General features: G+C 43.8%; 7 protein-coding genes and 5 pseudogenes. 8 read left to right on the forward strand and 4 right to left on the reverse strand.

Translation table 11 applies throughout. The features are described 5' to 3' along the window. Window positions 1-15 precede the first annotated feature (15 nt). Window positions 16-1,107 carry a sulfate ABC transporter substrate-binding protein gene (locus ACOBWA_RS07415; protein ID WP_397477486.1) on the reverse strand — a complete coding sequence of 364 codons (1,092 nt, stop codon included), beginning with the start codon at window positions 1,105-1,107 and terminating at the stop codon, window positions 16-18. 268 nt (window positions 1,108-1,375) lie between these two features. After that, a pseudogene (locus tag ACOBWA_RS07420) lies at window positions 1,376-2,412 on the reverse strand (sulfate ABC transporter substrate-binding protein). A gap of 449 nt (window positions 2,413-2,861) precedes the next feature. Between ACOBWA_RS07420 and ACOBWA_RS07425 the strand changes: the two are divergent. After that, window positions 2,862-3,377 carry a hypothetical protein gene (locus tag ACOBWA_RS07425; protein WP_420230684.1) on the forward strand — a complete coding sequence of 172 codons (516 nt, stop codon included), beginning with the start codon at window positions 2,862-2,864 and terminating at the stop codon, window positions 3,375-3,377. Between the two features lie 207 nt (window positions 3,378-3,584). Here the strand turns inward: ACOBWA_RS07425 and sat are convergent, their stop codons facing one another. Further along, entirely contained in the window at window positions 3,585-4,853 is a 1,269-nt protein-coding gene (gene sat, locus ACOBWA_RS07430) for a sulfate adenylyltransferase (protein ID WP_420230685.1), read from the reverse strand. Window positions 4,854-5,196: 343 nt separating this feature from the next. On the opposite strand from sat, the gene ACOBWA_RS07435 reads away from it, so the two are divergent. The 6 genes and pseudogenes from ACOBWA_RS07435 to ACOBWA_RS07460 all read left to right on the forward strand — a co-directional run bounded on the left by ACOBWA_RS07435 (window position 5,197) and on the right by ACOBWA_RS07460 (window position 15,959). Then, a complete protein-coding gene (locus ACOBWA_RS07435) occupies window positions 5,197-6,888 on the forward strand; it encodes a nitrite/sulfite reductase (RefSeq protein ID WP_404693552.1) in 1,692 nt (563 codons plus the stop codon). Then, a complete protein-coding gene (locus ACOBWA_RS07440) occupies window positions 6,881-7,501 on the forward strand; it encodes a DUF934 domain-containing protein (protein WP_420230686.1) in 621 nt (206 codons plus the stop codon). Before ACOBWA_RS07435 ends, ACOBWA_RS07440 begins: the two co-directional genes overlap by 8 nt. A gap of 84 nt (window positions 7,502-7,585) precedes the next feature. Beyond that, a pseudogene (locus ACOBWA_RS07445) lies at window positions 7,586-8,223 on the forward strand (phosphoadenosine phosphosulfate reductase family protein). Window positions 8,224-8,610: 387 nt separating this feature from the next. After that, a complete protein-coding gene (cysG, locus tag ACOBWA_RS07450; protein WP_420230687.1) occupies window positions 8,611-10,239 on the forward strand; it encodes a siroheme synthase CysG in 1,629 nt (542 codons plus the stop codon). Window positions 10,240-10,436: 197 nt separating this feature from the next. After that, window positions 10,437-12,013 (forward strand): annotated as a pseudogene (locus ACOBWA_RS07455) (exonuclease SbcCD subunit D C-terminal domain-containing protein). Window positions 12,014-12,087: 74 nt separating this feature from the next. After that, window positions 12,088-15,959 (forward strand): annotated as a pseudogene (locus tag ACOBWA_RS07460) (SbcC/MukB-like Walker B domain-containing protein). Between the two features lie 117 nt (window positions 15,960-16,076). Here the strand turns inward: ACOBWA_RS07460 and ACOBWA_RS07465 are convergent. After that, window positions 16,077-20,924, reverse strand: a complete 4,848-nt coding sequence (locus tag ACOBWA_RS07465) for an NAD-glutamate dehydrogenase (protein WP_420228927.1) — start codon at window positions 20,922-20,924, stop codon at window positions 16,077-16,079. Between the two features lie 458 nt (window positions 20,925-21,382). Between ACOBWA_RS07465 and purD the strand changes: the two are divergent. Further along, window positions 21,383-22,698 (forward strand): annotated as a pseudogene (gene purD, locus ACOBWA_RS07470) (phosphoribosylamine--glycine ligase). Window positions 22,699-22,721 lie beyond the last annotated feature (23 nt).

Consider the following 22,721-nt stretch of genomic DNA (forward strand, 5'->3'; position numbering starts at 1 on the left):
GTACTTAGCTCGCGATTACTGAGGCGCGTTAATTGCCAATTGGTCAAATACACCGCCATCACTGAAGTAAGTGCTCATGATCTCATCCCAAGTACCAAAGGCATCATTCGGGCGGAAAGTCTCAACAGGCGGTAATTTGTCACCGTTTTTATCAAGCACGCTCTTAACGCTAGGACGTAGATATAGATCAGCGGCTAGTTGCTGAGCCGGCTCACTCCATAAGTAATCAAGATACGCTTTGGCAGCATCTGTAGTGCCTTTTTTGTCTGTTACCGTCTTCACAACTGCCACAGGGCTTTCTGACTTAATCGAGTATTTTGGATAAACGATGTCTACTTGACCAGCACCAAAATCAGTCGCTGCAAGGTTGGCTTCATTTTCAAACGTGACCAATACATCACCGATACCGCGCTGTACGAAAGTTGTCGTTGCTGCACGTCCGCCGTTTTCATAGACTTTGACATTTTTTAGCATGTCTTTGACGTAGCCTTTAGCTTTCGTTTCATCTTTATTAAAAGCATGTAGACCATAACCGTATGCACCTAAGAACGCATAACGACCGTTACCTGTGACCTTTGGATTGGCCATGACAATCTCAACACCATCTTTGGTTAAGTCTTCCCAGTCTTTGATGTTTTTTGGATTGTCTTTACGCACCAAGAATACAATCGTACTGGTAAAAGGAACCGCGTTGTCTGGGAATTTGCTTTCCCAATCTGACTCAACCAAGCCTTTCTTCTCAAGCAGCTCAATATCAGACCCTTGGTTCATGGTGGCAACATCCGCTTGCAGACCATTGGCCACAGACAATGCTTGCTTACTTGAGCCGCCATGTGACTGTTTGATTAGGATATTGCTGTCTGGGTTCTCAGCTTTGTAATGCTCGACAAACAACGGGTTGTAATCTTTATAGAAATCACGTGCCACATCGTATGAGACATTAAGTAGCTCGATATTTTGCCCTTCTGTCGTCGCTGAACCATCAGCTGCGGCCTCAGTAGTCTCACTGTTGCTACAGCCAGCTAGACCAAGGGTCAAAGCAACGCCAGCAATACTCAAGGCACTAAGAGTTTTACTTTTCTGTTGATAACGAGCTACGTCTGTCATAAATACCTCAAAGATGTCTGTTGTGTAATGCAAGTATGCTAACAGCGCCATCTTATTATGTTTAATGATGAATATGCGTATGTTATTGCCAAAAGGGAATAACCAGTAAACAAAGCTAGACATATCAATAAGTTGTTAAAAGAATCTATATGTATAACCGACTGTTTGTTTATTGATGGTTTTAATACTGGCATGCGCCCTATCTATCTTGTCCACGTTTCATTGAAAGCAGCTAAGATAGATAGTTCTATAAATCAAAAATCAATGGCTACTTCGTGGTTGCCAGCTGATCAAAACGGCCACCATCTACAAAGAAAGCATCCATAATCTCTGCCCATGAGCCAAACACAGTCACAGGTTCAAACGTTTCAATATCAGGCAAAATATCTTTGTGAGCAGCTAGGATTTGCTCATCACTTGGACGCATATACATTTTTGCCATGAGCTCTTGGGCAGGCTTATCCCATAAGCCTTTCAAATAAGTACTAGCCGCTTCCGTCTTACCAGACTTTTCAGTCACTGCCGTTACGACCGCTACTGGGTTGGCAATCGTAATCGAATAGCTCGGATATACGATATCAACGTTACCCTTTGCAAATTGCTGTGCAGTCAAATGTGCTTCGTTTTCGGTCGTGATCAGCACATCACCTAGGCCACGCTGAGTAAAGCTGGTCGTCGCAGCGCGCGCGCCATTGTCATAAGTGACCACATTTGCCAGCAGCTTTTTGATAAAGTCATTGGTTTTTACAGGATTTTCATTACTGCTTTCTTTGAATTGGTGCAAGCCATAACCATAGGCGCCTAAGAAGGCATAACGCGCCGTGCCACTGGTTTTCGGGTTCGGGATGACTACATCTATATCATTACGGGCCAAATCTGACCAGTCTTTGATATTTTTGGATTACCAGCGCGAACCAGTAATACCATGGTGCTGGTGTACGGCACGGCATTATTTGGTAGTGCTTGCTGCCAGTCAGCAGCGACTAAGCCTTTTTCCACCAACAGATTCATATCGCTCTCTTGGTTAAAGGTCACCACATCCGCTTGCAAACCATTAGCGACAGAGAGTGCCTGCTTACTAGAGCCGCCATGTGACTGATTAATATTTACTTTGCTATTTGGGTGTGTCTTCTGATAGTCGGTACTGAATAAGGTGTTGTAGTCTTTATAAAAGTCGCGAGACACATCATAGGAAACGTTGAGTAGATTGACATCTTGCGTCTCGCCACTGGCATTATTTGGCGCGTCATCTTGCGTCGCTTCTGTTGGACTGCAGCCTGTTATTATCATCGCTGCTGCGAGCATGCCACTGGTGGCAAGTACACGTGCTTTTACAGGCTTATTATTAGTTGATTGAATGCTAGCAATGCTGATTTGTTGAAATTTTTTTGCATGATGCTCTCGATAAAAGTATTAGAAGCGTTTTGTCAAAATCTTGACCATCATCACAGGGCCTACAATCTTTTGAGTTCGGTTGTCGGGATGATGCAAGCTATGCTAGCAGCATAAATAGCAAACGCTTAGTGACGAATTAGCTTATAGACTAGTGAAGTTGGCATAAGTGATAGGAGCAATCGTTTTGCATCGTTAAGAATAAAATGGGTTGAGTAGTTGCTGACAGGTTTATTAAGTAGACTATGATTTGGGTAGGCTGTACCATTATTTTTACGTCATAAAGTTTGCTGTATCAATGATACTTTCATTATTACGATACTATGCAAACCTTACCCTCCTACTTGACCAAAGGCCCTTATATGAATACTTCATACCATCAATTTCGTTCTATTGTAGGGCTGATAATGATGACCTCTACCCTAGCTGCTTTAACAGGCTTTAATAGCATGTCGCCTACTTCGAATAGCGCTAACCACAGCACGGTTAAATCAGTTGCCAGTACAACATCTGCTTTGTCAGCTATTGAAAGTAATGATTTTGGTGATAATGTCTCAGCAGACAAATTTTCAAGAGATAAAGTTTCAACAAACAAGGTTTCAGCGGATTACGCTACTGCCGACTACGACAAACGAGCACAAGGCTATGATTGGGTTGGCGTGATGGTACGAGCAGAGAGTGATCGACAGATTGACATTAAAATTCGCTCACGCATCGATATTAAAAAACCTACTTGTCACTTCGATGGTAAGGCAACACTCATGGGGCAAGATACCGCTCACGGTACGATTTTTCAGGCAAAGGTAAATGACAGTACTGCTTTTTTCAATTTAAAGATGATAAGCTCATCATCGACAGCACAGATAAATATGCACTGAACTATTTTTGCTCAGGTGGTGGCTCGCTTGCTGGAGAATATAAAAAGCTGGCAGTAGGTTTGGAGATTTAATAGGCATCGCTAGCATGTGTTAGGACGTGTTTTTCATGTCAAAAGTAGTGATAAAAACAAAAAGGTGCCAGACCATAAGTCTGACACCTTTTTTACGACTGGCTTAGTACAAGTTATTTATACTGATGATCTGTCCTTATACTGCAGATGCACCCATTAATTTAACTTCAGCACGCTCTTCTTTTGCGATGCCGGCATAGTAGTCACGCAAAATCTGTAGTACTTCTGGACGGCTAAAGTTATCTGGTACCTCTTCGTCCTCTGATAGTGCTTTACGCAGCTTAGTACCTGACACTTTAACGTGCTCAGAGGCGTCATGCGGGCAAGTCTTATCAGAGGCCATCGCATTACAAGCGTTACACCAGAACGTCCAGCCAATTTTGAGCGGCTGAGTGATAAGGTCATCTTTACCAACGTGCTCAAAAATCGTTTGCGCATCAAACGCACCGTAGTAATCTCCGACACCCGCATGGTCACGACCAACAATCAGATGGCTACAGCCATAGTTTTGACGGAATAGCGCATGTAGTAGCGCCTCACGTGGGCCAGCATAGCGCATATCTAACGGATAACCTGCTTGGATAACGGTATCTTGTCTAAAGTAGTTATCGATCAAGGTCTTGATGGCTTCTTGACGAACTTCTGCAGGGATGTCGCCAGGTTTCAATGCGCCTAATAATGAATGAATCAACACACCATCACAGATCTCAATCGCAATCTTAGCCAGATACTCATGTGAACGGTGCATTGGATTACGCGTTTGGAATGCAGCCACTGTTTTCCAGCCTTTAGCATCCAAGATTGCGCGCGTTTCTGCTGGCGTTTTGTAGATTTCTGGATATAACGTTGGGAACTCACCTTCGCTAAGCACTTCAACACTACCGGCAATATTGACGGCTTCTTGGTTCAATACTTGCTGTACGCCTGGGTGCTCTGAATCCGTGGTCGTAAATACTTGCTGGCACTCGTGCTCTTTATCGATGGTATAGGTTTCTTCTACCGTCAAGATACCCATGACTTCACCATCTTGAGCGACCAATGCTACTTTGTCACCTTGGCTCAAATTATCCGCAGTCTCTTTTGGCGCAGACAAAGTGATAGGAATTGGCCAAAACAAGCCAGCGTTTTCACCGCTTTGCAGACGCATGTTGTCTACCACGCCCTGCCAGTCCGCTTGATTCATAAAACCATTTAACGGAGTGAAACCGCCGATACCGAACATGATTAAATCACCGCGCTCACGTGAGCTTAAAGTGATGGTCGGTAATGTGCTGGCAAGCTCTAATGCTTGATCGCGTGCTGCACCGTTTAATAATAGTGGCTTAAGCTCTGCACTACCGTGTGGAGGCACCAGCTTTGATTTGAATTGGGATTGGGTTTGGGTTTGGCTTTGAGTTTGAGACATATAGTTATTAAAACCTCTTATAAAAAGAATGGTTGGAAGAGATAAGCAAAAATGCAAAAGCAATTAAATGTACAAAACTGAGAAGAAAGCCGTCGCTAGATAATAAATAGCGTACTAACGATTGGGCATTAAATTTGATACGCATAGGCTACCTAACTTTCGTTATGAAAATTTATGCTGTGTTTGGATATGGATATGTCTGAAAGGAATTTATGTTTCTGGGTACAAGCTTATATGATGTATAGCTGAATTATTTACATTGCGAACGGCAATAAAACCTATTACACACGCAAATCATTTTCGTCGCTGATTTTAAGATTAAAAACAAAACTGAGATTACGTCATGTATCAATATAATTACGCTGACCAGACTTTGGTAGAGGAACGAGTTGCCCAATTTCGCGACCAAACCGAGCGGTTTTTGGCAGGTGAGCTGCCAGAAGAGCAGTTTTTGCCATTGCGGTTGCAAAACGGCCTGTACATCCAGCGTTATGCGCCGATGTTGCGTATCGCCATTCCTTACGGATTGCTTGCCAGCTACCAGTTGCGCAAATTGGCCGAGATTACTCGCAAGTATGATAAAGGCTATGGTCACTTCACGACGCGTACCAATATCCAGCTGAACTGGCCAAAGCTAGAAGATGTGCCAGATATTTTGGCTGAATTAGCCTCAGTACAGATGCATGCCATTCAAACCTCAGGCAACTGTATTCGTAATACCACTACCGATCCATATGCTGGTATCCATAAAGAAGAAATCGCTGACCCACGTCCTTATTGTGAAATTATTCGTCAGTGGTCAACCTTCCACCCTGAGTTTGCTTTTTTGCCACGTAAATTTAAGATTGCTGTGATCGGCACCAATGATGACCGTGCAGCAACCCAAGTACATGATGTCGGTCTACACGTAAAGACCAATGATGAAGGTGAGATCGGTTTTGAAGTACTGGTTGGTGGCGGTCTTGGACGTATTCCTGTCCTCGGTAAAGTTATCAATAAATTCTTGCCGCGTCAGCATCTGCTTAGTTATTTAGACGCCATCTTGCGTGTCTATAACTTGCACGGTCGCCGTGACAAAGGCAGCAAATACAGATCACGTATCAAAATTTTGGTCGAAAGCATGGGCGGTCCAGCGTTTGCTAAATTGGTCAATGCTGAGTGGGAAGCTCATACCAAAGATGGTCCACTTACTTTGACTGATGAGAACTTTGCAACGGCAACTGGTTTCTTTAGTGAGCCTGACTATGCATCATTCGACGCACTACAAGTACAGTCTGAGCTACAACAGCAACTAAACGCTGATAAAGACTTTGCCAATTGGTACAACCAAAACACCGTTGCGCATAAAGTAGCTGGCTATCGTGCCGTGGTTATTTCTCTTAAGGCAGGCTTGGTCGATGGTAAATATGTGCCATCTGGTGATGTTAGTGAATCACAAATGGATGCGCTGGCTGACCTTTCTGACAAATACAGCTTTGGTGAGTTACGGGGTACTTATCAGCAGAATCTAGTATTCGCTGATGTGGAGACCAATAAGCTTTATGAGTTATGGCAGCAACTATCAGAATTGCATTTAGCGCGCGCAAACATCAATACCCTAACGGATATGATTGTCTGCCCAGGTTGGGATTACTGCTCGCTTGCCAATGCGACCACCCACAACATCGCTGAACAAATCGAAAAACAGTTCGATGACTTAGACTATCTATATGACTTGGGTGAGATTCGCCTAAACATGTCTGGCTGTATCAATGCTTGTGCACACCATCATACAGGCGATATTGGTATCTTGGGTGTCGATAAAAAAGGCGAACATTGGTATCAAATTAGTCTTGGCGGTAACTCTAGCGACGATGCCAAACTTGGCAAAATCTTAGGAAAATCTGTGCCTGCTCTTGAGGTTGCCAACACTATACAGCAGATCGTTGATGTCTATGTGGACTTACGTGCCAGCACTGATAATGATGTAGAAAGCTTTGGGCAATTGGTTGAGCGCGTTGGTATTGATCCATTTAAGGAGAAGGTCTATGGCTAATCACCATATTTTGGACAGTCATGGCGTCGATATTGGCAGTCAAGATACATGGCATGTACTTACTACTGATGCACTGCCAGAGAGCATTGTATCGACCAACATTACGTTGCTTGAGCTACTACAAAAACAAGAAAAACCTGACGTGATCGTGCCACTCGTTGATCTATTAGATACGACAGGCGCACAGGCTGGTGGTCTGATTAAAGAAGTTTATGAGCTGATCGTACAGCACAGTAGCCGACTTGGATTATGGGTTACTGCCGATACTGACGCTGATGCATTAGAGGGACTTAGTGAGTTCTTATCAACGCACGCATTGATCGTTATTGACGTGCCTAAGTTCGCTGATGGCCGTCACTTTAGCTTTGCACGTACGCTGCGCCAAATCGGTTACACAGGCGAGATTCGAGTGGCTGGCGCGTTTGGCCGCGATCAAATTGCTTATATGCTACGTGTAGGCGTTGATAGCTTTGTATTGAGCGAGCATGACCTAGAAGCCGATGCTAAGTTTGGCATTGAGCAAGCCTTTACTGCCCTTGCCAGTAGCTATGATGGCCGAAGTACTTCAGATTTACCGATGTTTGCACAATCGTCAGAGACTTCAGTCGCATAGCTGTCGCACTGACTATTAATTTTATAGTAATACCCAATATTTTTAATCAACCCTTTTATATTAACAACAATTAAGGAACGTATTATGAGCCAATTACACCCAAACCTAGACCTTGACCAAGCCAACCAAGACCTGCAAGGTAAGTCACCTGAGCAAATCGTTGAGTGGGCACTGACTCAAGCAAAAACCCAATCATCACGACCAACTTCCGTCCGTATGAATCAGCGATTTTGCATTTGGTTGCCAAACAGCGTCCTGATATCACTGTATTGTGGGTAGACTCAGGTTACAACACTGATGCTACTTATCAGTTTGCCAACAAGCTTATCCATGACTTGAACCTAAACGTTGTTACTTATATTCCTAAGCAAACGGCTGCACACCGTGACGCGACGATGAATGGTATCCCAGGTATCGATAACCCACAGCATGACGAGTTCACTGAGCAAGTTAAACTTGAGCCATTCCGCCGTGCATTAGATGAGCTAAAGCCAGATGTGTGGTTCAATGCTATTCGTAAAGACCAAACTGAGTTCCGCCAAGGTCTTGATGTACTTAGCTTATCAAAAGACGGCGTGCTAAAAGTAGCGCCATTGTTTGAAAAAACAGATGCTGATTTAGACGTATATCTAGAAGAGCATAACTTACCAAACGAGCATGACTACTTTGATCCAACTAAGGTAGAAGAAAGCCGTGAGTGTGGCTTGCATACTCAGCTATAGTAAGGCGCTGACTGTAGCGATTGTTTATTGAACAATGGCTATAGCTATATGAATAAAAAATCCCGCTTGGCTCTTATAGAGTCGTTACGCGGGATTTTTTTGTGCTGTTCTATCTATAGTCAAAAAATCTAAAATGGGTACAAGGCAGTCGACTGCAGATTGTACAAATAGCACCTCTAGGGAGAGTAACGCGGTAGCCTTTTATTAATTCTCTGACTATATATCGAAAACTTACCGCTATTCCTATTACTAGCTAAAATATGAATTAATATCTCAAAAACGAATATGTTAATGCCAATTCACTAGGTGAGAGTGTGCTTGTGATACCTCATAATGGCGGCATTCCTTATACCTTTTATAATAAACAATTAAATATATGGTGACATTATGAACACCTTCCCGCTATTTTTTAAATTAGAAGACCGTAAAGTGCTCATCGTGGGCGGCGGCGAAGTGGCACTGCGTAAAGCGGATTTACTCAGCCGTGCAGGTGCCTGTATCACTATACTTGCACCTGATATCAGCCATGAGCTACAAGCTTTGCTCACTGACAGCAAACATGAATTTATCTATGAGAATTATAATAAAACCTATATGTCAGGCGCACGGGTAATCATTGCCGCGACTGACGATGAGACGCTGAATCACCAAATTCATGCAGATGCGACTGAGCTAAACATTCCAGTCAATGTGGTCGATACGCCGCATTTATGTGACTTTATCTTTCCAGCCATTATCGATCGCAATCCTATCGTGATTGGTATCTCATCAAATGGTAAAGCGCCTGTGCTGGCACGTCTATTACGGGCACGCCTTGAGACGTTAATTCCGCAAGGCTATGGAAAATTAGCCAAGCTGGCAGGTGAATTCCGCAGTGAGGTAAAAGCCAAGATACCGACGCTTACTGGTCGTCGTCAGTTTTGGGAGCGAGCATTTGAAGGTCAGGTTAGTCAGCTCATGTTTGCAGGTAATGAAACTGAAGCGACTGCACAACTGCAAGCTGATTTAGATAGCACTGCCGCTGCTATTCATGATGAAACTCACTCTGATACCCCAGTAAATACAACGCCTACGCTATCAGATGATTCAGATAACAAAGCACCTCCTGTCGGTGAAGTCTATATCGTTGGTGCAGGCCCGGGTGATCCAGAGCTGTTGACCTTTAAAGCCTTGCGTCTAATGCAACAAGCAGATGTGGTGTTTTATGATGCTTTAGTCTCACCGCAAGTTTTAGACTTATGCCGCCGTGACGCTGATAAAGTATTTGTCGGTAAAAAACGCAGCAATCATACAGTTGCGCAATTAGGTATCAATGAGCTACTTGTCAATCATGCCAAACAAGGTCGCCGTGTGGTGCGTTTAAAAGGTGGTGATCCGTTTATCTTTGGACGTGGCGGCGAAGAGATCGAAAGCCTGCGGGCACAGAATGTGCCATATCAAGTCGTTCCAGGTATCACCGCTGCCAATGCCGCTGCTAGCTATGCAGGCATTCCTTTAACTCATCGTGATCATTCACAGTCAGTGCGTTTTGTGACGGGATTTTTGAAAGCTGGTGCACCCAACAGTAACTTTGAAAGCTTCTTAAATACTGATGAGACAGTCGTGTTTTATATGGGTCTGCACTCGCTGGCACGTTTGACTGAAGGCTTGGTTGATGCTGGGCGCAGTAGTGAGACGCCGATTGCTATCGTCTCTAATGCGAGTATGCCCAATCAGCAAGTATTGACCGGTACGCTTGCAACGATTGTTGCCAAGCAAGAGCAAGCACAATTGCCAACGCCTGCCCTCCTCATTATGGGTGACGTGGTCAGCTTACATCATGATTTGGCTTGGTATAATTTGCAAAATCAGCAGCACAGTCAAAACAGCGATGATATAGCTAAAAATTGGTTGCGTGAAGGATCAAGAGGTGAAGCAGTAAAACAACCAATAGACCAACAAGCTCATGCCCTATCGATGGTCGCCAATCTTGCGACGCAGCAAGGAGATGGTCTGGAGCAATTGATTGTTGACTAGCGCTTACTGCTAACCTGCAAAACGATGAGTCTTAAACAAAAAGAAAACCCTACCAGTATATTATTGATAGGGTTTTCTTTTTGCAACAGCGCAAAATGCAACGATTCTTGCTAGAATGAAGACTTTCTACTGCTCACACTTATAGTCTACTTATGCCCATACCTGATGCTAGCTTGCCTTCTTCTTTAACCACGCAAATGAAACCTTTGACCATACTGCATACCTCAGACTGGCACTTGGGGCGACGTCTGTATGGACGTCTTCGTTACGAAGAGTTTGAATCATTCCTGCATTGGCTACAAGACACCATCAGCGCGCAAAAAGTAGACATACTAATTGTTGCGGGTGATATCTTCGACACCATGACCCCAAGCAATAAAGCCCAAGCGTTGTATTATGAGTTTTTGGGTAAGGTCTCACGCTCCTACTGTCAGCATGTGATTATTGTCGCTGGCAATCATGACTCACCAACTTTTTTGGACGCGCCAAGCAATGTGCTTAAATTTTTGAACGTACATGTGATTGGTACTGCTTGTGATGACTTGGACGACGAAGTATTGGTCTTGGGTGATGACGACAACAACCCTCATTGTATTATTGCTGCTGTACCCTATTTGCGCGATCGGGATGTGCGTAGTAGCAGCGCTGGCGAGTCTGCGGATAGCAAAGACGCCAATGTTATCACTGGTATTTGCGAGCATTATGACAATGTTGCAGACATTGCGAAGGCTAAGCAAGCCGACTTAATCAAAACGCATCAGCGATATATTCCTATCGTCGCCACAGGACATCTATTCGCGTCTGGTGGCAAAACAACCGAGGATGATGGTGTACGCGAGCTCTATGTCGGCTCACTAGGTAAAATATCTGCCGATATGTTCAATGATGGCTTTGATTATGTCGCACTTGGACATTTGCACGTGCCGCAGCGCGTTGGCGGTCGTGAGAGTATTCGCTACTCAGGCTCACCCATCGCGATGGGTTTTGGAGAGGCCAAACAACAAAAGCAGATATTACTGGTACAGTTTGGTGCCGCAGAACATTTCAATAACAAAATCTCAGAGCTAAACGTTGCACCTAATAGTATTACTCCTCATGCTATCGATACAGCTGCTGACATTGAAGTCGCCCAAGTGAAAAAATCAGTAGATAAATTAGCAGAAAAAACCGCTGAAAAAGTGGCGACTCAGGAACTGCCTTTCATGGACGACTTGTTCGGCTTTGATGAGCCATTAGAAGATGAGGAAGTTAAAAAATCCACTGTCATAGAAAATACTCCTATTCAGCCTGAGCAATATAAAAGCATTCGAGAAACTTCTACTGACGCCGTGACTAGCAATAAAATACTGCATCGCGATGATGCTAATCAGATGCAAGTAGTGTCCCTACCCATCCCAAAGTTCCAACAATTGGCGCAAATATCTGGTGACCTAACCACGATTGAACAAACCATTAGAGCGCTTACGCAATCTGACTCTATTTGGCTGGAGGTTGTCTATACAGGTGACGAAATCGTCAGTGATTTGCGTGAGCAAGTGCAAGCAATGGTAGAAGGGTTGCCATGTGAAGTGCTTAAGATAAAAACACTCGTACTTATAACAAAGTGCTTAATCAACAGCAGACCTCAGAGAACTTGCAGGACTTAAATGAGATGGAAGTGTTTGAGCGCTGCTTGACGATAAATGATGTGGCTGATTCTCAAAAAGACTCATTGCGCGATGCCTATGGTCAGATACTTTATAACTTACGTCATGAAGACAAACAGGCAGAATAATAAAAGCGAAATATCATGACCACACTTCCTAAATTTTTCTCAGTTGCGGCTATTACTAATATTAAGACTTATCCATGCGCCTAATCGAACTCAGACTAAAAACCTCAACTCCCTAAAAGGTGAATGGCATATTGATTTTGCTGATACTGCCTTTACCAATGAAGGTATCTTTGCTATTACAGGGCAAACAGGTGCTGGCAAGACCACCATATTGGATGCTATTTGCTTAGCGCTATATGGTGAGACGCCAAGGATTAATAGTATCAGTAAGAGCAGCAATGAGGTGATGACGCGGCAGACGGCAGAGTGTTTCGCTGAAGTAGTGATTGATTTGAATGGTGAGCAGTATCGCTGCCGCTGGGGACAGCGCCGTGCTTACAATAAAGCGGATGGCAATCTGCAAGATGCGACTCATGAAATTGCTAAGCTAAACGTCAATGATTCGTCAAAAGAGGATGAGCTGTTAGAGAGCACCTTAAAGCATACCAAAAATAAGATCATTGAACTGACTCGGATGGATTTTCAGCAGTTCACTCGCTCTATATTGCTGGCTCAGGGCAGTTTTTCAGCATTTCTAAAGGCAAAGGCTGATGAACGTGCTGATATTTTAGAAAAAATTACGGGCACTGATATTTACGCAACTATCTCCACACAGGTTCATGATAAAAAACGTACCGAAGAGGAAATTCTCAGCAAACTGCAATACGGTTTAAACGGTTTGATGCTTTTAGATACCGATGAAGAAAATCAGTTAAAAGCTGACTTGCAGTCATATCAAAGTGCCCAAAGTGAACAGCAACAGACCATTCAAGATTTGGCCGAAAAGATAAAGTGGCTAGATAGCGTCACAGAGTCAAAAGAAAAACTGAATACTTATCAAAATGATCTAGCGCAGGCTCAGCAGGCTCAGCAAGACTTTATCCCTAATGCCAAACGCTTAACCGCTGCTAATAAAGCACTAGAAATTGATAGTCAGTTCAGCCAACTTGTCCATAGTCGCGATAACCTAAAACGCTTGCAAGAAGAACAGCAGCAGATCAGTAGCATCTTACCACAAAAACAAAATGATTTAGAACAAGCAACCACACATCTAGAGACAGCGAAAACTCATACACAAGCTACTCACGAAGCTTTGCAAACGGCTCTACCCAATATTGCGCAGGCGCGTAAACTCGATGTGGAGATTACGCAGAACACGCATATCTTAAAAGATATTGAGCAAAGACAGCAAACTCTAACGGGCAGCACTCAACATCTAAATAAAGAGATAGACAACCATAAACAACAGGCTGCACAAAATAAAACCCAGCTCGCAAGTGTCGAAAGCTATCTTAATGACGCCCATGAATTAAGCAATATTGATAGTGACATAGCGAATTTCAAAAGTCATTGCGGCCGACTAAAAGTAGTATTGCAAGAGAATACCGCCCTATCAGATGATAAAACAAGCCAGCAGCAGCAGATCCACCAGTATCGCGCCAATCTTGACGGCTTAAATCAACAGAAAAAGACAAAAGACACCACCATATTGTCTATACAGGATAAATTGGCCGCTTTACAACAAGAGCAAGCAGCATTAACCCAAGTGCAGTCATTGGCTGATATGCGAGATGAGCAAGAGCAGATTGATGATATCAACCGTCAACTTGACCAAGTGAGCGTTAAGACAAAACAGCTTGATGAGCTTAGTGTACAAGTAGAGAAAATAGTTGCTACCTTGCCAGTAATGAGTAACGACCTCAAGAAGCTGGCAGGCTTAATCGCTGATAATGAATCAGCGCTCGGCGCTGCCAAAGAAAAGCGTCAAGACAAACAAACCCAGCTGCATTTACTACAAAAAGTCGCTAAATTAGAAGACTATATCGCTGACCTAAAAGATGGTCATCCCTGCCCACTTTGTGGGTCGCTAGAGCATCCTTATAGTGCAGACCACCCACATTTAATACAAGAAACGGAAGCAGATCAAACTCAGCAACAGATAACAGATCTGGATACGACTATATCCAATTTAGAAGATACTTTATCTAAACATCGTATTACTCAGGCAACTGTACGACAGCAGTTTGCGCAGCAGGAAGAGCAACAAGGCTTGCTAAATCACCAAATACAAAAATTGAAGATAGATATCGACCAGCTGGTCAGTTTATTAATCAATAAAGGTTATTCTCAAGTTATTGCTGAAACATTAAAACTGCTGGCGCATATAGATACGCATATAGATACACTATCGTTATTAGACAGTAGCAAAATCGAGCTAGGTAAGCGTAAAGAATCTCTTAAAAATACGTTAACTCAATATGAAACGCTTAGCGAGTCGCTCTCTACGATGCGTAACGACATCGAAGCGTTAGACAAGGAGCAGCGTGAGCTAACCAGCACTATTAACGAGATTGAGAGCAATAGTGAAAAAATAGCATGGGCTATAGAAAACTTAGACAAAAAATATCTTGATAATTTTTCTGAATTGACCGTGCTCAAAACCGATATATTAGCCCTGTTAAATAAATATTCCGCTGACAAGAATCAGTCAGGCACAAAAACGGCGATACGTTTTTCACTGCAATCATTACAACCGCTGATAACCAGCATTGAAAATCAAACCGTACTAAGCAATGTGGACGCTCAGGCGCAAATCAATACTCTGCGCCAATGTCACAGTTCCCTTTAGAAATCAAGAAACAGTTCAATGACTATAGAGAGGATCAACAAACCCTAAAGACATCACTCGGTCGACTAGAAACACAAATTGAGACCAAGCAGTCTCAACTCGATAAAGAAGAAAATGAGCTTGTTAAACTAGTTCAACTCGCGGCTGAAAAATCGGATACGCTTACGCAATTAAAAACAAACAGAGATGACGTCTTAGCTGATAAAGATCCTGAAGCAGAAGAAAAGCGTTTGCGTGAGGCGTTAGAACAGTCTCAAATTGAGCAAACCTCTGCCCAAAGACAGCTAGACAATGCTGAACACATACTTAGTCAATTGCTTGATAAGCAGCATCAGGTGACTGAGCAAGTGACCATAGTACAGGGAACACTCAATACTCAAGAGGATAGCTTTAAGTTAATACTTGCTACTTCTGATTTCGCTGATGAAATAGATTTTACTAACTCGCGCCTGCCAATTAGTGAACGCAACACACTTAGACAGCAACAACAGCATATCGATTATGTACTAAAGCAAGCGCAGTCTTTATTGGAAGACACCCAAAAGACACTTGAAGCTAAGCAGGCTAATCCGCTAACAGTAGATGATAGAGAAATGCTTGCCCAACAGCACTCACAAGCCCAAGATGAGTTTAACAAACGAATTGAGTCAATCGGTGCCATCAGTCAGCGACTAAAAGACAATGAAGACAAAAAAATACCCAACAGGCGCAAATTGATGCCATCACTGCCCAAAAGGACAAATTGCAAGTTTGGCAACAATTGCATAAATTGATTGGCTCATCTGATGGCAAAAAATTCCGTACTTTTGCTCAAGGGCTAACCTTTGATCTCATGGTCACTCACGCCAATACGCAGCTGCAAAAATGAGCGATCGCTATTTGCTGGCTCGTGATGATAATAGCCCACTTGAGCTAAATGTGATTGATAACTATCAAGGTGGTGAAATTCGCAGCACTAAAAACCTTTCAGGCGGCGAAGGTTTTATTATTAGCCTAGCATTAGCGTTAGGGCTATCACAGATGGCCAGTCAAAACATACGTGTGGACTCGCTATTTTTGGATGAAGGGTTTGGTACATTGGATGAGGAATCTTTAGACATTGCGCTGGATACGCTGACTAATTTGCAGCAAGAAGGCAAGTTAATCGGGGTAATCTCCCATGTGCAGGCATTAAAAGATCGTATCTTAACCCAAATCAAAGTCGAAAAGCTGTCAGGTGGATTTAGCCGAATCAGTGGTCAAGGGTGTCATAAAGTCGTCAGTGAAAAAGCCTCATAAGTCAATCACTTTACTACTTAATACTTTCAATTAAACCATTTCGTTTAGACAACAAAAAACCACCGAACATTAAGAACGGTGGTTTTTTGTGAGACAGTTTGGGTTAATATTACTTCATTACTTAGTAACTAAACCACTAAGCTCACTCATCAATACTGACAACGTTGAAAGACCGATTTGACCTTCTTCATCGTTGCTATGCAGCTCATCTAACTTACTCATTTCTGTGGTGACTGCTGCAAGCTGATCGACGTGTCTTGCTCTCCATTCACTAAAGGCTTGCTTAGCATCTGGTTTTGAGAGTACCGCATCCATCAATAGGCGCAAGCTGCGTGATAGCTCGTTCACTAACGCATGGCGTGCACGGCGATCCCAGTAGTCTTGCTGTGGTAAATTGGCAATATTGTCCATCATCCAATCTAATTGCAACACTTGATAGGCTTCAAAGTACAGGGTTGCAATTTCATCAACAGGACGCTCATATTGCTCGGCCAGCAATGCAGCATCAAGCGCATCGACATGGTACGGTAGCATCGCAAACAACGTAGCATCGTTATCAGACAGCTCTTTTTGCATCAAGCGTTTGGTGTCTTCTTGCAGATACTGTGCAAATTGCTGCTCGATAAAACCACTTGGCTTAGTCAATTTTTCAACGCTTTCACTGAAGCGGCTAATCATATCAGCGACTTGCAGATTTTGACCGAAGGCATTGATAAACCAGACCACACCGCGCTCAAGTGAATCACGTAGACGTAGCTCAAGGTTCAGCAGTAACGTCGCTTCAACTTGATTGTCTAGTGCTTCCAGTGCTTTCCAAGCGCGCGATACGTTGAATACATCACGGCTAATCGCATAACCACGTACGATAGTGGCTAGTGATTGATCGGTTTCCTCAAAGAGACGGAATAGCGCTTCGATACCTAAGCGGTTGACCACACTGTTGGTCAAGTAAGTACTGATAATCTCGCGATGCAAACGGTGCTCAGTCATCTCGTCAAAGAAGCGTGACGCAAGCTCATCTGGGAAGTACTTACGTAGCTCATTGATAAAGTACGGATCATCTGGTAAATCAGATAGTAGTAGATTGTCATAAACCCACATCTTGCCATAAGCCAAGACCACTGCTAGCTCAGGATTGGTCAGACCAGTATCCGCTTTTTGACGCTTTGCAATCTCTTCATCTGATGGTAGATACTCAATCGCACGATCCAGACGCCCTTCACTCTCTAGCATCTGAATAAAGCGCTGATGATCGCTCAGATTGGCTGCTGCACGGATATGGCTCAGCTCAATCGCTTGTGGTTGCAAGTAGTTTTGACGCAGTACCAATTCTGCTACGGTCTCAGTCATACTCTCAAGCAGCTCATTACGTTGCTTCAGTGTCATATCACCTTGCTCGACCACTTTGCCAAGTAAGATTTTGATATTGACTTCATGATCCGAGCAGTTAACACCGCCTGAGTTATCGATTGCATCTGTATAGATTCGTCCGCCCTTTTGAGCGTACTCGATACGACCTTGCTGAGTTAGACCTAAGTTACCACCTTCACCAACCACGGCTGCACGTAGCTCATTACCATCGATACGCAGCGAATCATTCGCACGGTCGCCCACGTCAGCATGCGTTTCGTTTGCACTTTTGACATAAGTACCGATACCACCATTCCAGATAAGATCGACAGGTGCACGTAGTAACGCACTGATCAAATCATTTGGTGCAAGGCTGTCTTCACTGATATCGAAGAGCGACTTCATCTCAGGGCTGATAGCGATGGTTTTGTCTTGGCGCGAGAAGATACCACCACCCTGACTAATTAATGATGCTTCATAATCTGCCCATGATGAGCGTGGTAATTCAAACAAGCGTGCGCGCTCAGCGTATGAGGCGGCCGTATCTGGATTAGGATCAATAAAGATATGCAAATGGTTAAAGGCAGCAACGAGCTTAGTATGCGTTGATAGCAGCATACCATTACCGAAAACATCCCCACTCATGTCACCAATACCGACAACGGTGAAGTCATCACGATTTTGGATGTCCATACCGCGCATACGGAAGTGACGTTTGACCGACTCCCAACCACCACGCGCTGTGATACCCATTGCTTTATGGTCATACCCGACTGAGCCACCTGAGGCAAAGGCATCATCCAGCCAGAAGTTGTACTCTGCTGCTAGCGCGTTGGCAATATCAGAGAAAGTAGCTGTACCTTTGTCTGCTGCGACAACCAAGTACGGGTCGTCTTCATCATGACGTACCGTGTTGGCTGGCGGGACGATGTTACCATCTACAATATTGTCTGTGACATCAAGCATACCGCGTAAGAATGTCTGATAACAAGCGATACCTTCTGCTTGGAATGCCTCACGACCATCAGCCATGCTCTTGGTTTTGACAATAAAGCCGCCTTTAGAACCTACAGGGACGATTACTGCGTTTTTGACCATCTGTGCTTTGACAAGGCCAAGCACTTCAGTACGGAAATCTTCCATACGATCGGACCAGCGCAGACCACCACGAGCGACTTTGCCGCCACGTAAATGTACAGCTTCGACGCGTGGTGAATACACAAATATCTCAAACATTGGCTTTGGTTTAGGCAAGTTTGGAATGTCTGCTGCCAAGAACTTAAATGACAGACGATCTTTGCGTTGACCATCACTATCGACTTGATAGAAGTTGGTACGTACCATTGCATTGATCAAATCTAAGTACCAGCGCAGGATACGATCTTCGTCTAGACTATCTACATCTGCTAACGCAGCGGTGATTTGCTCTTGGATAGTAGAAGCCTTTTCTTGACGTTCTTCTTCGCTATACTTAGGATTCATACGTGCGTCAAACAAACTACCTAATGCGACACTGATATCGCTGTTTTTAACCACAGTTTGCTGAATATAAGCACTCGAGAATGGCGCACGTGCTTGCAGCATGTAGCGAGACAATGCACGCAATACGACGACATCATAAGTATCGAGCTTAGTTGTTAGTACCAATTCATTAAATGAATCGCTTTCAACGCGACCTGCCCAGATTTGTTTGAGGCTGTCTTCGAACTGACCACGCACTACTTGCATATTGACTGTATCGACATGCTCTAGGGTCAACTCATACTCTTGCATCCAGATAGGCTGCTCTGGCAAGTCAAACTCATAAGTTTGTGCTGAGATAACTGACACACCAAAGTTTTCAAGTATTGGTAGCACTTTTGATAAGATAACCGGCTGCTCGCGACCGTATAGTTTTAGGTGGAGCTGGTTACGTGCATCGCCTGTCGACTGGTATAAGTGCCAAAGCATCGGCTGCTCTGCGGTCAGTCCTGCCAGACGCTTCGTGTCTTCGACTGCGGTACGAGCATCAAAACGCTCTTGGTAGGCAGCAGGAATATAGTTTAAGAAGCGACGATTTAAAGCATTGGCTTGTTGTTCGCCCACATTGTCGAGTAGCATTTTTTGATAATTATCATCCCATGATTGCATGAGTGCTGATAATTTGGCTTCAAGTGTGGCGATATTGACGTCATTTACTTGACCAGGCACGGTACGTACGTGGACGTGCACACGAGCATGCGCAGATTCATTAAATTCAGTGGTAAACCCTGAAGACATACCGTTATAAGCGTCTTTTAGGACGTTTTGGACTTTAATGCGTAGCTCGGTGTTGAACTTATCACGTGGGATATAGACCAAGCACGAGACAAAACGCTGATAATGGTCGATACGGCTAAATAGACGTAAGCTCTTCTTGTCTTGTAGTTGAGTAATGCCCGAAACAATTGGGTATAGCTCTTCGACGCTGGCTTGGAACAAATCATCACGCGGTAAGGTATTGATCACATGCATCATCTTGTGATGAGCATGACCGTCACGTGGCAAGTCTGCCATCGCCATAATTTTATTGGCTTTTTCGCGCAATAGCGGTATTTGCTGTACAGTCAGCTGATAGGCTTGTGACGTAAGCAAACCGATAAAGCGGTATTCACCAATTAGGTTGCCGTTATCATCGAACTTATGAATGCCCAAAAAGTCCATATATACTGAGCGATGGATCGGTGATACACGGCTTGATTTAGACAGCATTAACACGCGCGGCTCAGTCAACAATTGCTTTAAGCCTCTAGGCAATTGGCTAAAGCTTTCAGATAGCTTGTCTTTTTCAGAACCACGTAATAGACCAAGACCACTGTTACCAATCGCAAATAAATCCAAATCGGTCGGCTCAGAAGTCACTTCGATAGACTGACCACCTTCCAAGCGGTATTCACGATATCCTAAGAATATGAAGTGATCGTCTAAGATCCAATCTAAAAATGCTTGGATTTCTTGTTGTGAGTAGAATACTTCCGGTAGCGGCTTAGTCGAAAGCTCCGTTTTGATGTCATTCAACTGCGCACGCATCTGTTTCCAGTCGCCAACGACCGTATCAAGCGTGTCAATTTTTGACATCAGCATCTGTTGAAGTGCTTCCAAGTCTTCGTTGTCTTGGTAAGCAATTTCACAATGAATCAATGACATATGCGAAGTGGCACTTTCATGTGCGCCTTCGATATGGGTAATATCACCATTGTCATCACGCTCAACACTGATAATGATATTGTAAGTGCGATGAACATCGATACCTTCAGCTTCTAGGCTCATCAAAATCGTATCAACTAAGAACGGTCTATCATAAGCTGCGATTTGAATGACAGTGTGCGAGCTGTGAAAGTGCTGCTCTTCTGCTGCTGGGTTTAGTACTGTCAGCTGCGGCTTGCTACCGTCGTAAGCTTTGAGTAGTGTAAAGTGATGTAGCGCCATGCCCGCCAAGTCAGCATTACTAATCGCCTCTGCAGTTTCTTGATGCAGCGGCTGATAATAGCTATGAATAAAATGATCAAATAGTGATTTGTCTTTTTGTACATAACTGGTAGCAATATCGCTTATCTGGCTAATGCGCTCTTTTGCGATACTGAGGGAGTTTGGCATTTCCTGCGTCCTTTTTTTATAGATTTGGTTTAACATTTATTTATTTAAGTTTATCGACTTAGATTGACTACTGTTACTGCATATTCATCATTGGTGCAACGGTGCAGTATTTCCACTCACGCGATTTATTTTATTTTTATAACAGTTAGAAACTTTCTCCTTTTTTGCTCTTATTTTTTATTAATATGTAGCCATCAGAATTTAATACTACCAATATAGTGAAGTGTAACGCACATAAGGCGCGAGCTAAAGTGTACAACATCATTTCATGAATCAGCGATGTGTCGATAACCTTTACTAATGAGACAATGCATTTTTAGACATCGATATGGATGATTCGGTGCTGGCAGGCGGATACTCATGGTAATTGAAGGCGTTTTTTTGTTAGAATATGCCAACATATTTAAGAGCGTACGACTCGCTCACTATTAACTTTAATGCTAAGGGCAAAAGGTATGATGAATATTTTGGTGGTTGGCTCAGGTGGTCGCGAACACGCATTGGCATGGCAATGTGCAAAAGATGACAATGTAAAAATGTCTACATCGCTCCTGGCAATGCCGGCACCGCCCTTGAGCCTAAATGCCAAAACGTTACGCTAGAGTCTACCGACGCTGACGCAGGCGAGCATAGTGCTGTTATCGCCTTTTGTCAAAATAATGATATCGACATGGTAATTGTTGGTCCAGAAGCGCCTTTGGTTACAGGTATTGCTGATGCTTGTCGTGATGCAGGTATCAAAGTATGGGGCCCAACAGCATACTGTGCACAGTTAGAAGGCTCAAAAACTTTTGCTAAAGAGTTCATGGAGCAAAACAATATCCCAACCGCTGCTTATCAAGGTTTTACCGACGCAGTCGCTGCAAAAGCCTACGTCGATGAGCAAGGCGCGCCTATCGTTATCAAAGCAGATGGTCTTGCGGCAGGTAAAGGCGTGATCGTTGCTGAAACGATCGAACAAGCACATGAAGCTATTGACGATATGTTAGCGGATAATAAGTTTGGTGATGCTGGCAGCCGCGTGGTTATCGAGCAATTTTTACAGGGTGAAGAAGCCAGCTTTATCTGTATGATTGATGGTGACAATATCCTACCAATGGCAACCAGCCAAGATCACAAACGTGCTTTTGAAGGTGATACTGGTCCAAACACTGGCGGTATGGGTGCCTACTCCCCTGCTCCAGTTGTTACGAGCGATGTTCATAACAAGGTCATGCAGCAAGTGATTCAACCAGTAGTCGATGCAATGAAAAACGCAGGCCATCCTTATACTGGATTCTTATACGCTGGTCTTATGATTGATAAAGCAGGCGACCCGTATGTCATCGAGTTCAATTGCCGCTTTGGTGATCCAGAAACGCAGCCTATCTTAATGCGTTTGCAGTCATCAATGGTCGATTTGGTCGCACAAGGTTTGGCAGGTCAATTACCTAGTGAAGCCAAATGGGATGCGCGCCCTGCTCTAGGTATCGTTGTCGCATCAAAAGGCTACCCTGAAACTTCATCTAAAGGTGATGTGATTGCTGGCTTGCCAGAACTAGATCCTAACAACGACGAAGCTGTTAAAGTTTTCCATGCTGGTACGGCACTTTCTAACGATAATGATAAAGAAGTCGTCACAAACGGCGGGCGCGTCTTATGTGTGACTGCGCTAGCAGATAGTATTTCTGATGCTCAGCGAGCTGCATTAGCAGTTACCGCTGCTATTAGCTTCGATGGTGCGCAGTATCGCCGTGATATTGGTCATCATGCCATCACTCGCGAAAATGCTTAGCAGCTAAGGCATCCCAAGAGACA

It is taken from the genome of Psychrobacter sp. ER1 (genome assembly GCF_048631835.1).
Taxonomy (GTDB): Bacteria; Pseudomonadota; Gammaproteobacteria; order Pseudomonadales; family Moraxellaceae; genus Psychrobacter.

What these genes read in the sequence shown, in the direction of transcription:
- ACOBWA_RS07435 (WP_404693552.1), top strand. Translation starts at nt 5,197, where the DNA reads ATGTATCAATATAATTACGCTGACCAGACTTTGGTAGAGGAACGAGTT.
- sat (WP_420230685.1), bottom strand. Translation starts at nt 4,853, where the DNA reads ATGTCTCAAACTCAAAGCCAAACCCAAACCCAATCCCAATTCAAATCA.
- ACOBWA_RS07440 (WP_420230686.1), top strand. Translation starts at nt 6,881, where the DNA reads ATGGCTAATCACCATATTTTGGACAGTCATGGCGTCGATATTGGCAGT.
- ACOBWA_RS07415 (WP_397477486.1), bottom strand. Translation starts at nt 1,107, where the DNA reads ATGACAGACGTAGCTCGTTATCAACAGAAAAGTAAAACTCTTAGTGCC.
- ACOBWA_RS07465 (WP_420228927.1), bottom strand. Translation starts at nt 20,924, where the DNA reads ATGCCAAACTCCCTCAGTATCGCAAAAGAGCGCATTAGCCAGATAAGC.
- ACOBWA_RS07425 (WP_420230684.1), top strand. Translation starts at nt 2,862, where the DNA reads ATGAATACTTCATACCATCAATTTCGTTCTATTGTAGGGCTGATAATG.
- cysG (WP_420230687.1), top strand. Translation starts at nt 8,611, where the DNA reads ATGAACACCTTCCCGCTATTTTTTAAATTAGAAGACCGTAAAGTGCTC.